The organism is Colwellia sp. 1_MG-2023 (assembly GCF_030546755.1).
Taxonomy (GTDB): Bacteria; Pseudomonadota; Gammaproteobacteria; order Enterobacterales; family Alteromonadaceae; genus Thalassotalea_H.
In genome coordinates this window covers 164,473-180,900 of sequence record NZ_JAUOPE010000008.1, presented here as the reverse complement: position 1 = coordinate 180,900, position 16,428 = coordinate 164,473, and the positions used below count along the sequence as shown (strand labels likewise).

The following is a 16,428-nucleotide window of genomic DNA, read 5'->3' as shown; positions in this document are numbered from 1 at the left end:
TTTTGATGAAAAATTGATTTGAGCGCCGCTTTGTTAAACTTCTTTGGTGAATTTTAACCTGCAATGCATTATGCTTAAGGCTTAGGCAATTAGTTATTAAAATTTAATCAAGTACTTTATGACAGAGCAAGCTTCACTTTGGCAAGATGATACAAAAACAGCAGACTTTGCTGAGCTTTGTAATGCCTTATATGAACGTGAAATTATGCTGTTGGCAAAAAGTGATATTCAATCGCCACAAGTATTTCAAGGCCGTTTAAAAAGTTTACCTTATTATATCAAGCGCACCGCTCATTTAATGTTTCAAGCAAAAACCCCGCTTACTATTGATGTGCAAAATGCGAGTTGGTCGGCAAAACAGACCGGACACATGCCATTAAAAGATCAAGATATTGAATCGGTGAATCAATGGTATTTATCGACAGAGTTAACCCATGGTTTAGTGATCCCAATAGTTCATGAATCCTTTATCGTTTTAGACTCCATTGATCGCATCGATAAAGACAACAATCGAATTAGAACCAATGTTCACGGATGGTTTTATTTAGATAAAGAGCAAGATCAACATAACCAATCGCATCGAACGAATCGGTTATTAAAGCCGAATAAACGGGTAATGACAGCTGCTTGTACAGGCCATAGCTGGCTTAACGATCAAAAAGTTAACCCACATATTCCAACCTTGAGAGAGTTGCTACTTTCATGTGCTATTAATTGGCGAAACTTTAAACAACCCGCCCTTGTTTAATACTTTGCAGCATAATAAAGCGTTATTTGTATTTACACTTGTGAGTAGCCTTTTATAATAGCCTATTCATCTATCGCTTTTTAAAGATCTATTTTTTATTAATATGCGCGTTATTACCATTGTATTGCTGATATTTTTAGTGTTATTACAATACCGGCTGTGGTTCGGAAAAAATAGTGTGCCTGATTACTTATCGCTTGAAGATGAAGTTGCTCGACAAAAAATAGATAACGATAAATTACGCCAACGTAATAAATTACTATATGCCGATACTGATGATTTAAAATCTGGTAGCGACGCGATTGAAGAACGTGCTCGAAATGAATTAGGCATGATTAAAAGCGGAGAAACTTTTTTTCGCATTATCCCCAATAAAAAAAAGCAAAAAAAGGGTTAACACGACAGTATGCCTTATCAGAAAATACCTTTGGTTGTTGTCGTTCCCGCGGCAGGTGTTGGCAAGCGCATGAAAGCCAATTGTCCTAAGCAATATTTAAAAATAAATCAAAAAAGCATTTTAGAACATACGGTCACGCGTTTATCTTCACATCCGATGATTAAAAAAATTATCATCGCTTTAGGAACTGAGGATGAATATTTTTCAGAGACTGATCTGTCATCAAATAGCAAAGTCATGGTTGTTGATGGCGGGAAAGAACGAGTAGATTCTGTATTAGCCGGTTTAGCGGTTATTGACCCGAAAGAATTTCCTTGGGTATTAGTGCATGATGCGGCTCGTCCTTGTTTAACCTTAGATGATTTAAATCAGTTAATTGATGCATGTTTAACAAATGATATTGGCGGTATTTTAGCAAGCCCTGTGCGAGATACTATGAAGCGAGGCAGTAATGGTTTAATCCAACAAACCATTGAACGAGACAATCTCTGGCATGCATTAACACCGCAAATGTACCCAACCCTGCAATTAACAACATCGATTGAACAAGCACTTTTTGCTCAAGCAATCATTACCGATGAAGCCTCTGCGATAGAGTTTTCCGGTGAAAAAAGTCAGTTGATCTCGAGCAGCAGTGAAAACATAAAAATTACCCATCCCGACGATTTAGCATTAGCGGAATTTATTCTGAATAAGCAATCGATTAACGACAAAAATATACAGGTAACACAATGAGAATAGGTCATGGCTTTGATGTCCATAAATTTGGTGGGCAAGGTCCTATTGTTTTAGCTGGGGTAGAAATTCCTTTCGAATTTGGCTTTGTTGCTCATTCAGATGGCGATGTTGCTATTCATGCTTTATGCGATGCTATTTTAGGCGCGTTATGTTTAGCGGATATCGGCAATCATTTTCCTGATACTGATGGCCAGTATGAAAATATTTCTAGTAGAATATTACTGCGTCATGTGGTGGGGTTAATGCGAGAAAAAGGCTATGAGCTTAGCAACGCTGATATTACGATAGTGGCACAAGCACCTAAAATAGCACCGCACCTTCTCGCGATGAGAACCTGTTTAGCACAAGATTTACATTGCAATTTAGATCAAATAAACGTGAAAGCGACCACCACTGAAAAATTAGGTTATGTTGGCAAAAAGCAAGGTATCTCTGTTCATGCTGTCGTGTTACTGACAGAAAATAAATCAGCAAAAGTGATAACAGAACAAGACAGTGCAGAGGTTAAAAAATAAATGTTACCGGTATTTACTTATCTGTATGACAAGCCAACTGTTACCGGTGATTTACGCAGCAGTGAAAGCGACTTTAAGGTATTTGAACAATTACCTTTTTCACCCTGTGGTGAAGGGGAACACTTGTTAATCCATGTGAGAAAAACAGGGTTAAATACCGGGTTTGTCGCCAAACAGCTCGCGAAATATTTTGCTGTCAAAGAAAACTTGGTCACTTATGCGGGGCTTAAAGATCGCTTTGCGGTAACCGAACAATGGTTTGGTGTTCACTTACCTGGTAAACAAGTATATGACTTATCTGACTTAGCTATTGATGGTATAGAAGTTATTGATTATGCCCGTCATAATAAAAAATTACGGATAGGATCGTTAAGCGGTAATCGCTTCGAAATCACGTTAAGAAATGTATCTGATATCAATGAAATGGTTCGTCGTTGGCATGCTGTTTCTGCGTTTGGTGTCCCCAATTATTTTGGTGAGCAACGTTTTGGTATTGATGGCGGAAATATTGACAGGGCAACGGCTTTGTTTGCCGGGCAAAAAGTTAAAGATAAGAAAAAGCGTGGCATGTACCTTTCAGCCGCTCGTTCTCTACTGTTTAATCATATTATCTCAAAGCGCCTTGAAAACAATGTTTTTGATAAATTACAAATTGGTGATGTATTAATGCTTGCTGGTACTCAATCGGTTTTTCCTCTTGAGGCCATTGATCAAGTAATTGAACAGCGTTTTAGTGAAAAAGATGTCGATATTACCGCACCATTGTGGGGAGCAGGACAGTTAATGACATCGGCTGAACCTTTGACATTGGAAGAGTCTTTGCTTGAAAGTTATGCTGATTTTTGTCACGGACTCGCTAAATTTGGTTTAAAACAAGAAAGACGTCGTATTCGTTTATGCATTGAAGACGGTGCAATTACAACCAATGACGTACAAAAAAGTGTCACGGTTACGTTTACTTTAGCGGCTGGTTGTTTTGCTACTACGGTGTTAAGAGAATTACTTGTTTATAAAGATTTAACAGAACGTGTTGGCTCACGTCATGGATAAATAATGAGAATATTATTAAGTAATGATGATGGTGTTCATGCGCCTGGTATCAAAGTGTTATATCAAGAGCTAAGCAAATTTGCCGAAGTGACAGTGGTTGCTCCCGACAGAAACTGTAGCGGGGCAAGTAATTCATTAACTTTGCTTAATCCTTTACGGGCTGAAACATTAGACAATGGTTTTATTTCAGTGAACGGCACTCCTACAGATTCTGTTCATCTAGCGATCAGCCAACTGATGGACCCTTTACCCGACTTAGTCGTAGCAGGCATAAATCGAGGGGCAAATTTAGGTGATGATACTTTGTATTCTGGCACTGTTGCCGCAGCAACTGAAGGTCGACATATGGGCATGCCCGCTGTGGCAGTATCTTTAGCAGGTAAAGATGAAACTCATTACCAAACAGCAGCAATTGTCACGGCTAAGTTTATTCAACGATTACAGTTACATCCTTTACCGAGTGATCAAATCATCAATATTAATGTCCCGAATATTGCGGTTGAAGCGCTTAAAGGGGTGAAAGTGACCCGTTTAGGCCATCGTCATAAAGCTGAAACCATGAAATCAACTCAAGATCCTTGGAAAAGAGATATTTATTGGTATGGCTCATTGGGTGCCGAATTAGATGCAGGTGAGGGAACAGATTTTCACGCGATCAGTGAAGGTTATGCTTCAATCACTCCTTTAACTATAGATATGACAGCCTATAAAAGCATGGCAACAATTACAGAATGGATCAGCGATTTTACAATATGAGAATAATAAAATGAATGTCAGAGTAGGAAGTCGCACAAGCGGCAAATCGACCCGCAGTGGAGAATTACTGGCACAAAAGCTACATGCTGAAGGCATTGTTAACCAACAAGTATTACAAGCTATCGCCCGTAGTCCAAGACATGTATTTATTCCTGAGATACTTGCCCATAAAGCATATGATAATACCGCATTGCCAATTGGTCAGGGACAAACCATTTCTCAGCCTTACATTGTTGCAAAAATGTCAGAACTGTTATTAGCAGATGGCATGCCTGAAAGCATCCTTGAAATTGGCACTGGCTCTGGTTACCAAACCTCGATATTGGCGCAATTAACCCCGAAAGTCTTTTCAGTTGAACGAATAAAATCATTACAGTTTCAAGCCAAACGTCGCTTGCAAGCCATGGATTTACATAATATATCGATGAAACATGGTGACGGCTGGCAAGGATGGAAATCTAAAGCGCCTTTTCAAGCAATTATAGTAACGGCGGCACCTTCTGATATTCCACAAGCGTTACTGGAACAACTTGCTGATGGCGGACGTTTAGTCATTCCCGTTGGCGAAGAAACACAAATTTTAAAAATTATCACCCGTAATGGCGATAGCTATGATGAACGCCAAATTGAAGCGGTTCGTTTTGTGCCATTAGTACCTGGAGCTGTACAATGAAAATTTTTTCCGCCCTTTATGAATGGACATTAAAATGGGCAGAGCATAAATTAGCCCCTAAGATACTTGCAATACTATCATTTGCTGAATCGGTATTTTTTCCTATTCCACCGGATGTCTTGTTAGCACCTATGGTATTAGCTAAACCTAAAAAAGCGTGGTCGTATGCAACGATTACTACCATAGCGTCGGTTTTTGGAGGTATGGCGGGGTATGCCTTAGGTTATTATATGTTTGAGCCCTGGATTCAGCCTTTGATCACCGAGTGGGGCAAACAAGCAACCTTTGATCAAGCTGTGCTTTGGTTTAATGACTGGGGAGTCTGGGTGGTATTTATTGCAGGATTTTCGCCGGTTCCTTATAAGGTATTCACCGTCAGTGCTGGCTTTTTACAAATGGCTTTTTTACCTTTCTTAATAGTGTCTGCAATTGGGCGTGGTATGCGCTTTTTCTTAGTTGCTGGATTAATCCATTATGGTGGTGAACGCATGGAAAAAAGTTTACGAAAATGGGTTGATGTTTTAGGTTGGATAGTTGTAGGTTTAATCGTTATTTTGTATTTTATATTGCGTTAAATCATCATTTTTAAGAAAAAGCGAGCTAAGGGGATACGTGTTTTTTAGAATAGTTATTCTAATATTGATTTTATTTATTGTTGGTTGTTCTTCAAGACATACGCCTGCACCTGTTGTAGACGTGAACGCTCAACTACCTTTAAGTAAAAAAATAAAAAACAGTCTCAAAGACACTGAATATATAGTTAAAAAAGGTGAAACTTTATATTCTATTTCTTGGCGTGCGGGTTTGGACGTAAGAACCATTGCTCAATTAAATAATATTCCAGCACCTTATCAAATATTTCCGGGGCAAAAAATATTATTGTCTCCTAAATTAGCGAAAGCTAGTAAAAATAAACCCTCCCGTGAAAGTATACAAAAACAACCTCAAATAGTAGTAAAAAAACCTATTGCATCAAATAAAAAGCAGGAGTATGGTGAAGTTACAAGAGGGCAAAAAACAGTCAAAAAGCCCTTGAGTAAAACAGGTACATTCTCACAAAAAGTTAAACGTTGGGTATGGCCTGTAAATGGTAAAGTTATTGCTAAATTTTCAACGAGAAAACAAGGTAATAAAGGAATAGACATCGCAGGTAGCCGTAATGAACCGGTAAAAGCAGCAGCTGATGGCAGGGTGGTATATGCTGGTGATGTGTTAAGAGGATATGGCAAGTTAGTGATTGTTAAACACAACGATGATTACTTAAGTGCTTATGCTCATAACGATCACATTTTGGTCAAGGAACAGCAAGCTGTAAAAGCCGGGCAAGTTATAGCAAAGATGGGTGATACTGACGCGGAAAGAGTCATGCTTCATTTTGAAGTTCGCTTTCGCGGGAAATCTGTCAATCCATTAAAATACCTTCCGAGAAGATAACAACAATATTAATAATAATTGGAGCTAACGTGAATATTTAATCAGTAATTTCAGCTTTGCTAATGACGGGAGAAATAGCATGGGCATAGAAAAAGAACTACAAAAAGTTAAAGCAACGATAGAAAAAAAGGATGTTGAAGCAAAAATTCAGGATGATGCACCATCAAACTTAGATGCAACTCAATTGTATTTAGGCGAAATTGGTTTTTCTCCACTATTAACTGCAGAAGAAGAAGTATACTTTTCTCGTCTTGCCTTAAAAGGTGACGAACCCTCAAGAAAACGTATGATTGAAAGTAATCTACGTTTAGTCGTAAAAATTGCACGTCGTTATAATAATCGAGGCTTACCTTTATTAGACCTTATTGAAGAAGGCAATTTAGGCTTAATTCGTGCGGTTGAAAAATTTGACCCTGAACGCGGTTTTCGATTCTCAACTTATGCTACCTGGTGGATACGTCAAACGATTGAACGTGCCATTATGAATCAAACACGCACAATTCGATTACCTATCCATGTTGTCAAAGAATTAAATATTTATTTGCGTACTGCACGTGAATTAGTACAAAAACTCGACCATGAGCCAACCGCTGAAGACATTGCTCAGGAGCTTGATGTACCTGTAGAAAGTGTTACTAAAATGCTGCGATTGAATGAACGAATCGCGTCAGTTGATACGCCATTTGGTGGCGAATCAGATAAAGTATTACTCGATGTAATTCCTGATGAAAAAGCAAGAGGTCCAGAAGGCAATTTACAAAATGATGATATTAAAAATAATATTGTTCATTGGTTAAATGAACTGAACTCTAAACAACGAGAAGTTCTAGCAAGACGTTTTGGTTTGCTTGGTTATGAAGCCGCAACATTAGAAGATGTTGGTGTTGAAATTGGCTTAACAAGAGAACGAGTTCGTCAGATACAAGTAGAAGCATTAAAACGTTTGCGCGATATTTTAAGCTCGCAAGATTTATCGATAGAAGCTTTGTTTCAGGCATAGCGATTTAATTAGACTTGAATATCAGAATTATTTCATTGTTAGTTTAATGAATGATAAAAATAGAAAACCAGCCTTGCGCCAAGCTGATACGGATACGTGGATCTAAAAACTAGGTATCCTTCTTAAAAGTGCTATACTACTGTATACCCAGACAGTGTAGCACTTTTTTTATGAGCAAAAAATCTTGCCAGAATAAACCACCAAGGATACCAGCAGAGTTTGAAGGAATTCAGGTTAATTGTTGTAAATTTACTAGATGTGGGAATTTTGGACTGACTCCAGAAAAGGCAAGGCAGACCGAACTATTTAAAGAATATAATAAAGAAAAAATAAATCGTCAAGTCCGTGAAGCTGACCCTTATTACGTTATCGTTGGCAACACTATTAAGTGCAAATCTTGTGAGCAGATTAATTCTCAATCAGAAGAAAATAATCAAGTTCATTACTCAATGAAAAGCAATAGGGCTGTATTTGAAAAGTATGAGCGCATAAGTTCTTATCTCACAAAGCCCGGTACGGTTTGCACTAACAAAGAGTGTATATCGTATGAAACGCAAACTTATAACATAAAGAAGCGGGGATTAACTGCTAAAGGTACTCAGCGTTTTCATTGCAAAGACTGAGGAACATCATTTACTGCTAAACCAATAGATAGACCTCATAGTAAGACAGAGTTGGACAAAGTTTTCCTCAAGAGTCTAGTTAGTAAGTCTCCTTTTAGAGTACTTGAGTTTAGATTTGATCTCAGTATGGGCGCTGTATACAGACGAATAGATTTCCTTCATCGTCAATGTATGGCTTTTGTGGCAGATAGAGAAAGAAAATTATATGAATCTAAAAAATTAGACAGGCTCTACCTTTGCACTGATAGGATTTCTCAAAAAAGCAACTGGACGAATAGGAAAAGTAAGAAAAACTGCGAGTTTTACGGAATAGCAACAGCAGACCTTAGCTCTGATTACGTTTTTGCTTTTAATTTTAACTATGACCCTAACATGGTCCCAGAAGAGGTTGAAAGAGAAGCTGAAGAAATCAAAGATTCAAAACAGCTCAAGCATAATCGAAAGTTTGCTAGATTATGGTTAAGAACAGACTTCGAAAACACAAAAGCTGAGCGTGCTAATAAGAAAAAGCGGCTGTCCGGCTCTCAGTTAGAATTCATTAAGAACAAAACTATCGAAATGTTAGAAGATGATGATATCTCTTCAGAACTTTACGATAAATATACCGCATTACCATCTCAAGGCATGGAAGTTCACAATGAATATACTATGGCGGCTCATTTCTTTCTACTAAGAAAGCTGACTCGAAATACGGAAATGACTCGTTTTTATCTGGACTTGGACTCAGGTATGAAAACATGGTTTTTAGCGGCATTTAAAGAAGAAATCATAGAGGGAAGATGCGATGGTTTTCTTGTTAACATGGAAAAAGAGTTAACCGTTGACAACAAGCGAAACGAGTTTCAAAAATCAAAGGATATTATTGAAAAATTTTGTGGGATTCCCTACGACTCATTATCTAGCCAGCAAAGAAAGCGTGTTATTAATTACATGATAATTGAGAGTATTCAATCTCCATATCGACCAGAAGGATCAGTAGATGCTTGGATTAAAAACCCAGTTCCTTTCATGGGAGAACCTAGCAAAATGATATCGTCTTTTACAAATATTCAGCGATTTGACTTAGAGCATCAGGCAAATTTGTACCGCAAAGGCTCTCTGCACGCTGTAGACCGATTTTTTCAAAAACTAAGACGAAGAGTAAGTATATTTGAAAGACCTTTTCAATCTGGCTCTAACAATCACAGAATCTGGAATGGCTATAGTCCATACAATCCAGTTATGTATCAAAAATTAGCTGATATATATCGTGTTTTTTACAACTATTGTGATACTTCGAAAAAATATAAAGCAACTCCAGCGACAAGATTAGGGTTAGCTAAAGGTAATGTTGACCTAGAAAAAATTATTTATTTCGAAAAGTACTCAGGAAGATAACCATAACATAATGTTCTAATTGATAAAATTACCGTGTTATGTTACATTACATAACACTATTGGCTAGTTAATCAAAATGGTAAGTAAAATGGCTATTGGTAAGTCAGGTAGAGTTGTAATTGAGACAGACCCTCTGTTTAAAGAAAAGCTACATGAGGCTGTAAAAAAGGAAGGTATGTCTCTAAAAGAGTGGTTTGAGAAGAAAGCACAAGAAGACTTTCCCTTTTTAATTAACTTAAAAGAAGACAAGAATTTGAAGGTATAAGATGTTTATATTTGCTTGGTTATGGAACAACTTGAAGGCACTATTTTTTTATTTAATCGGTATTCCCGGCAGAATCCTTAATTGGCTAAAAGTATTAATCGCTACTACTTGCTGGGCGCTCATAAAGCTTAGTGGCAAGTCCATTTCTAACAAGTATGAAGGTTATCCTGATCTATGCCCTACAGATAATGCTCAAAATGTAGAGCCGTACATCGAAAAGTTAAATGACTTTCTTGTTAACAGAAGGGATAGCGTTTCAGAAATCGCAATTACGGCACCATATTCGGGTGGCAAAAGCTCTTTTATTAATACATTCTTAAGACGCTACCCATTTCTAAAACACACCTCAATATCTCTGGCTTCTTTTAAAAGCACAAAAGAAACGGACGGTGTTGAAGATCGAGCGCAAGTTCCAACTCCGAATGTAAATCCTGATGGTACAATTACATCAAATGGAAATGATGTTGACGTATTAAGTAAGATTGAAAAAAGCATAGTTCAACAACTTTTGTATCGAACCGACAGCTCAAAAACACCAAATTCTCGTTTTAGACGAATATTTCCAGTTCCTGTTTCACTTTATCAAAGCTATTTAGTAGTAATAAGTGTATTTATTTGGTTATCACTTCTTGCTACTGGAGTTTATATACCAGAGCAGTCTCCTAAATTAGTATTAAACTCAATCTTTTCCTCTCCTTCTATTTACAATATCCATCTTTGGCTAGTTAGCTATTTTATTGGCTTGCCAATACTTATTGCAAAAGATCTATATAGACACTTAGGCAAGTTAAATCTTACTAAGTTTAATCCTATGAAGGCGGAGGTCGCTTTCGACCAGCAGAAAAAAGATTCGATATTTAACATTTATTTAGAAGAGATTATCTATTACTTTGCTACACAAAAAAGTGAAGTTGTTATTTTTGAAGATATAGATAGGTTCAAAGAGCCTGATATATTTATCAAACTCAAAGAATTAAACAAACTAATAAATGACAGTAAGGATGTTAAGCAAAAAGTTAGATTCATTTATGCACTTCGTGACAATGTATTTAAGGGAAAAGATAGAACAAAGTTCTTTGATGCTATAATCCCCGTTATTCCGATAGCAAATAAATCCAATTCATACCCTCAATTAAAACAATTAATTTTGAACGCAAATGACGAACTTGATAAGAGTTTAGATGAATCGTTTCTGCGTGATATATCCGTATATGTAGATGATATGCGAATGATGAAAAATATCGTCTCTGAATTCGGTATTTATAAAGATATCCTTGAGCCAAATTTTCCTAAACTGGACAAGCAGAAGCTTTTCTCATTTATTGTTTACAAAAATATTTATTGTGATGACTTTGCCCTCTTGCACAATGGAAAGGGCATGTTGGCTGAATTCTTCAATAATGAAACGAGATTTAAAAAAGAAAGGGAATTAGCTTTAATTGAAGACATAGAATCTGTGGAAAATAGAATTAAAACATCAGACAGAGAGCTAACTTCTTCAGTAGAGGAATTAAACTCTTACTGTTTAATTCATGTGTTTGAAAAGTTAGCAAATCACGGAATTACTCATCTGAATAGTAATCCAATTAAAGAAGTTATTAAGCCTGAAGTATTTGATGAAATATTACACTCTACTCAAAATGTAGTTTATAGCTATCAGTCAGGGAGTAATACACGCAGCCATTTTAAGTTCTCTAAGTTGCTTGATGAAATAATGCCTGACTACGACACTCGCAGAGAAAGAATAGAAGACAAAGCCTTATCTATAAGAGCAAGCCTTAACGGAGAATTGAACGCCCTTAAGGAAGAGCTAGATCGGTTAAGAGGATTGTCCTCAAAAGAACTGTTAAAGACAAGCTCTAAAGCTGATCTATTTGCAGATGAAGAAAATGACCTTTTGACGAAAATCAAAAATGAAAAGTTACTAATGCATCTATTAGAAAAAGGTTATGTAGACAAACACTATCACCTATACATCACTCACTTTCATGAAGGTCACATGACAAACAGTGATATGGATTATGTCATGTCAGTTAAAGACAGGGAAGATACTGATAGATATCAGCGTATTATTAACCCTAAAGAAACATTAGAGTATTTGGATGATGATGACTATCGGACAGTTTGTTTCTTTAATTACGATATAATTAATCATCTCATTAAGAACAATGATGTGGCACCTCTAAACTCCATGATTGACAGTTTATTCATTAACACGAGAAAGCATCATGACTTGATATGCGAGAGTTTTAGAGAAGTAGATAGTAAAGTCGATTGGTTAAAAGCGCTTACAGCTAAATGGGATAGTTTTTGGATTGACATAATACAAAATGCAGATTTAAAAGAAGATGACAAAAATGAGCTTTTAGTTAACTCATTTATCTCTATTGGTGAAGGCAATTCAAGAGCTATAAATTTAATTAATAAAAACAGAGTCGAAATTAAGCAGTACATAGATTCAACTGAGTCTATTTCTCAGCTAATGCCTGAAAATGAAAGCGACAAAATAAAACTATTTAAAGTTTTATCAAGCATCGAAGTTAAATTTCAGTTTCTTGAAAAATCAAACAAGAGCGCAGAGTTTTTGGAACATGTGCTTAAAAATCAAATGTTCATAGTAAATACAGCTAATTTGCAAGTGATGTTGGAGTTTTGTGATGTTGAAATTGAAAATGGTCGATTAAACTATTTCCAGATAAGTTCCACTAATCACACAAGCTTCAATGAGTTTTTCAATCAGAATGTAAACGCAATTGCTCAACTCGTTTCTGAAAATTTAATTTTAGCCAGTGATGAAAATGTAGCTGAAATTCTTGAAAGACAAGAAATTCAATTGCAGAAAAAGCTAAACATCATAGAGGGTGTTAATTTTTCAATAGAGTCACTAATTAAATTTAAAAAACAAGATGGAATACTATCGCCACTCATCCAAAAAGGTAAATTTTCACCTACTTGGGAAAATCTAGATTTTATTATCTCACTAGGTGAAGATTGGACTGAAGTTATTTCAGGCTGCATGGAAAAATCTGTTGATTTACTTGCAAGTGATGACTGTATCGCTCAAAAGAAACAACTCAATGAGTACAAGTTTATTTTATCTAGCAACTCTATTAGTTCTCAAACTTTTGAAAGATACAATAACGCCTATGAACTTGATTATTCGTATGAAGAACTTGATTCCCTTTCTATAGATAAAATAAAGTATTTAATTAACAGCGATAAGCTTGAAGTTGATGTTAATGTTTACGCTACTTTGAAAGAGTTGGATAGCACATTATTACTGATGTATTCAGTTAGAAATTTTGATAATTTTGTTGATAATCAAACTCTGTTAGAAGAATTTGTCTTAGAGGATTGTGAACTGATCTGTTTACTCAGTAGCGATCAACTTGATAAGGCAGATAAAAAGTTACTGATCGAGCAAAGATACCATTTGCTTGATGAAAATGAGCCAAACAAAGCCCTTATTGAATTGATCTCCTATCCGCATTCAAATGGCAATTATGAACCAGTAGCTTCTACCCCCCAATTGCCTATGAAAATTATCAGAGCAACGCTTTCATCTCTATTAGAATATGATTCAAAAGTAGGTGTATTATTGGGGCAAATTCAATACATCAGTGAAGAAGAAGTTGCTGAGTGCTTACGCTTAATAGACGAAGACTTAGAAGCTATATTAGACAAGCCTAGTTACACGGTTATTAAAGATTCAAAGATAAATAATAGTTTATTAAAAGCATTAAAGTATTATGATTTCTTTGTTACAAGTTGGTCATCACAGGATGGTAAGCTTGAAGATGATAAAAACATTAGAGTTAATGTAAAAAGAAAATAATTAAGATCTTTGTTGTAATAATACTAAAAAGCCCACCTTAGAAAAGTGGGCTTTGTTTTGCCAAAACTATAAAGCAATCTATATTAGATCCACATATCCGTATCAGCTTGGCCTTGCGCTGGTTTTTTTGGTCGTTAGTTTGTTGCTTCAAACGTTATAGTTTTTCTTTGAGTTGAAAAAGTAGATCAAGTGCTTGTTTAGGGCTTAACTCATTGACATCAATTGCTTGTAAATCATTAATAATTGGATGATTGTTATCTATTAATGCCAATTGTTCAAAAGCTTGTTCAGCAGGCGCAATTGATGGCGCTTGTTGATTTTCAAGCTCGGCTAAACGTTGTTTTGCTCGTTGTATAACCGCTCGAGGCACCCCGGCTAACTGCGCTACTTGTAAACCAAAGCTTTTACTTGCTGCCCCTTCTTGCACCGCATGCATGAAAATAATTTTTTCGCCATGCTCTAAGGCGTCTAAGTGAACATTAGCTAAACTATCTATTTGTTCAGCTAATAAAGTTAGTTCAAAATAATGACTTGCAAAAAGCGTAAATGCTTTGATTTTTAACGCGAGCATTTCTGCACATGCCCAGGCTAAAGAAAGTCCATCGTATGTGCTTGTACCTCGACCAATTTCATCTAATAACACTAAACTTTGATTGGTAGCATTATGTAAAATATTGGCGGTTTCGGTCATTTCAACCATAAAGGTTGATCGGCCACTAGCAAGATCATCAGAAGCACCGATTCGGGTAAATATTCTATCTACTAAGCCAATTTTTGCAGCACTTGCCGGTACATAACAGCCAATGTGAGCCAGTAAAACTATTAATGCCGTTTGTCGCATATAAGTGGATTTACCCCCCATATTTGGCCCGGTGATAATTAACATTTTTCGCTGTTCGGTTAAAACGACAGGGTTAGCGATAAAGGCATCTTCTGTCATTTGTTCTACTACAGGATGTCGACCAGCTTCGATATCTATGCCACTTTCTAATACCAATTCTGGTTTTACATAATTAAGGGCTTCAGCGCGCTCTGCAAAGGTATTTAACACATCTAATTGTGCGATTGATTGAGCGAGATTTTGTAGCTTTTCTAAATGAGGGAGCACTTGATTAAATAGTTCATCATAAAGGCGCTTTTCAAGTGCTAAAAATTTACTTTGTGCCGTTAATACTTTTTCTTCATGTTGCTTTAACTCATTCGTTATAAAGCGTTCGTTATTTTTTAACGTTTGTCGACGAATATAGTCATCAGGTACTTGATGAGAGCTACTTCGGCTAATTTCAATGTAAAAACCATGAACTTTGTTATAGCCAACTTTTAACGTTTGAATGCCAGTTCTTTCTTTTTCGCGGGCTTCTAGTTGAGCTAAAAATTCGGTCGCTCCATCACTTAAGTCACGAAGCGTATCAAGCTCGCCATGATAACCTTTTGCAATAACGCCGCCATCTCGAATAAGCACCGGTGGGTTTTCAACAATGGCTGCTTCTAGTAATTCTGCCAGTATATCAATTGGCATAGTATGCTTAGCTAATGTTGCTAAGTGTTGGTTATCGTTGCTTTGTATAAGAGTTTGTAGATGTGGTAATTGAAATAAAGCATTTCTTAATCGGGCAAAATCTCTAGGGCGTGCTGAACGTAACGCAATACGAGCGACAATCCTTTCAATATCGCCAATTTGTTTTAATTGTTGATATAGGTCTGCTTGCATATCGCGAGATAAAATTTCAGCAATTGCATTTTGCCGAGCGGTTAACGCGTTTATATCACGCAACGGAAAATGCAACCATCGTTTAAGTAATCGAGAGCCCATGGCAGTGGCGGATTTATCTAGAATAGCCGCTAAGGTATTCTCACTACTTCCCTGTAAGTTTTGCGTTAATTCTAAATTTCGTCTAGTTGCCGCATCTAATATCACACCAGATTGAGCCGATTCAGCAAGAATAGAGCGAATATGTGGCAACGCACTACGTTGTGCATCTTGAACATATTGCAATAAACAGCCGGCAGCACATAAACCAATATGCTTATCATCGATACCAAAGCCCGAAAGTTCTTTTGTACCAAATTGTTTATTTAATAGGGTGTGAGCCGTTTGTAAATCAAACTCCCAATCGGGACGGCGACGCAAGCCTTTCATATGTTCAATCACAGAGTAGGCATCAAAAGTTTCTGGGTATAAAAGTTCTGCTGGAGAAAGTCGCTGTAATTCTGCTTGAAGCTGTTCACGAGTTGTTGGTTGGCAAACGACAAATCGACCACTGGTCATATCAAGATAAGCTAAGCCAAAACCATTATTATTTTCGTAAATTGACACTAATAAGTTATCTTGTTTATCGGTTAATAGCGCTTCATCACTGACGGTGCCCGGTGTCACAATTCGCATTACTTTTCGTTCAACAGGCCCTTTACTGGTGGCGGGGTCGCCTATTTGCTCACATATCGCAACAGATTCTCCTAATTGTACTAATTTTGCTAAATAATTTTCGACAGCATGGTACGGCACACCGGCCATAGGAATTGCATTACCACCTGTTTTGCCGCGAGCTGTCAGCGAGATATCTAATAAATCAGCCGCTTTTTTTGCATCATCAAAAAATAATTCATAAAAATCACCCATACGATAAAAAACGAGAATATTTGGGAATTCCGCTTTTATGGTTAAGTATTGGCGCATCATAGGGGTGTGTTGTGATAAATCTGTCATGTTTTTATTATGCTTTTCTATTTAAAATTTGAATGACTCAAATTAACGTCGTATATGATAGTGAAAATTAAACTTTCGGTAATACTCGATTTTTCGTTAAGGTAAGGCATTAACGGCGATTTTTAGTTTTTACTTATTGTTTTTATAAATTGTTGTTGTAAATTATTGCTGAAAATAAACCTGTGTAACAGAGATAAACTCAAAGTACCTTAATGATACTGATATAAAAATATTTCTGCTATGGCAATCGGTACTAATAGCAAAATAAATTACTTTCAAAAAACGTTAAAGGTAACGGTATCTTTTTCAC

15 protein-coding genes are annotated in these 16,428 nt (G+C 36.5%); 14 read left to right on the top strand and 1 reads right to left on the bottom strand.

The annotated features are described in order from the left end of the window. Positions 1–118: 118 nt before the first annotated feature. The 14 genes from Q4493_RS11275 (at position 119) to Q4493_RS11210 (ending at position 13,411) form a co-directional block, all read left to right on the top strand. Positions 119–748 carry a hypothetical protein gene (locus Q4493_RS11275; RefSeq protein WP_303452626.1) on the top strand — a complete coding sequence of 210 codons (630 nt, stop codon included), beginning with the start codon at positions 119–121 and terminating at the stop codon, positions 746–748. A gap of 103 nt (positions 749–851) precedes the next feature. Next, positions 852–1,145 (top strand): cell division protein FtsB, encoded by a 294-nt coding sequence (gene ftsB, locus Q4493_RS11270; protein WP_303452624.1) that lies wholly within the window; start codon positions 852–854, stop codon positions 1,143–1,145. A 9-nt stretch (positions 1,146–1,154) separates the two neighbouring features. Continuing rightward, the gene (gene ispD / locus Q4493_RS11265; protein ID WP_303452622.1) at positions 1,155–1,880 is read left to right on the top strand and encodes a 2-C-methyl-D-erythritol 4-phosphate cytidylyltransferase; all 726 of its coding nucleotides are present in this window, start codon (positions 1,155–1,157) and stop codon (positions 1,878–1,880) included. Next, entirely contained in the window at positions 1,877–2,398 is a 522-nt protein-coding gene (gene ispF, locus Q4493_RS11260; RefSeq protein ID WP_303452620.1) for a 2-C-methyl-D-erythritol 2,4-cyclodiphosphate synthase, read from the top strand. The genes ispD and ispF overlap by 4 nt, the downstream gene beginning before the upstream one ends. Continuing rightward, positions 2,399–3,448, top strand: a complete 1,050-nt coding sequence (gene truD, locus Q4493_RS11255) for a tRNA pseudouridine(13) synthase TruD (protein ID WP_303452618.1) — start codon at positions 2,399–2,401, stop codon at positions 3,446–3,448. 3 nt (positions 3,449–3,451) lie between these two features. Next, positions 3,452–4,204, top strand: a complete 753-nt coding sequence (gene surE / locus Q4493_RS11250; RefSeq protein WP_303452616.1) for a 5'/3'-nucleotidase SurE — start codon at positions 3,452–3,454, stop codon at positions 4,202–4,204. Between the two features lie 10 nt (positions 4,205–4,214). Further along, positions 4,215–4,877 (top strand): protein-L-isoaspartate(D-aspartate) O-methyltransferase, encoded by a 663-nt coding sequence (locus Q4493_RS11245; protein ID WP_303452614.1) that lies wholly within the window; start codon positions 4,215–4,217, stop codon positions 4,875–4,877. After that, positions 4,874–5,452, top strand: coding sequence for a YqaA family protein (locus Q4493_RS11240; RefSeq protein ID WP_303452612.1), 579 nt, complete (start codon positions 4,874–4,876; stop codon positions 5,450–5,452). Before Q4493_RS11245 ends, Q4493_RS11240 begins: the two co-directional genes overlap by 4 nt. 37 nt (positions 5,453–5,489) lie before the next feature. After that, on the top strand, positions 5,490–6,311 hold the full coding sequence (locus Q4493_RS11235) for a peptidoglycan DD-metalloendopeptidase family protein (protein WP_303452610.1): 822 nt from the start codon (positions 5,490–5,492) through the stop codon (positions 6,309–6,311). 40 nt (positions 6,312–6,351) lie between these two features. Further along, the gene (rpoS, locus tag Q4493_RS11230) at positions 6,352–7,311 is read left to right on the top strand and encodes an RNA polymerase sigma factor RpoS (protein ID WP_303452697.1); all 960 of its coding nucleotides are present in this window, start codon (positions 6,352–6,354) and stop codon (positions 7,309–7,311) included. Positions 7,312–7,481: 170 nt separating this feature from the next. Then, on the top strand, positions 7,482–7,934 hold the full coding sequence (locus Q4493_RS11225; protein WP_303452608.1) for a hypothetical protein: 453 nt from the start codon (positions 7,482–7,484) through the stop codon (positions 7,932–7,934). A gap of 171 nt (positions 7,935–8,105) precedes the next feature. Next, positions 8,106–9,311 carry a hypothetical protein gene (locus tag Q4493_RS11220; protein WP_303452606.1) on the top strand — a complete coding sequence of 402 codons (1,206 nt, stop codon included), beginning with the start codon at positions 8,106–8,108 and terminating at the stop codon, positions 9,309–9,311. Between the two features lie 88 nt (positions 9,312–9,399). Then, positions 9,400–9,576 (top strand): hypothetical protein, encoded by a 177-nt coding sequence (locus Q4493_RS11215; RefSeq protein WP_303452604.1) that lies wholly within the window; start codon positions 9,400–9,402, stop codon positions 9,574–9,576. A gap of 1 nt (position 9,577) precedes the next feature. Then, positions 9,578–13,411 carry a hypothetical protein gene (locus Q4493_RS11210; protein WP_303452602.1) on the top strand — a complete coding sequence of 1,278 codons (3,834 nt, stop codon included), beginning with the start codon at positions 9,578–9,580 and terminating at the stop codon, positions 13,409–13,411. A gap of 154 nt (positions 13,412–13,565) precedes the next feature. Here Q4493_RS11210 and mutS read toward each other — a convergent pair whose 3' ends face one another. After that, entirely contained in the window at positions 13,566–16,118 is a 2,553-nt protein-coding gene (gene mutS, locus Q4493_RS11205) for a DNA mismatch repair protein MutS (RefSeq protein ID WP_303452600.1), read from the bottom strand. Positions 16,119–16,428 lie beyond the last annotated feature (310 nt).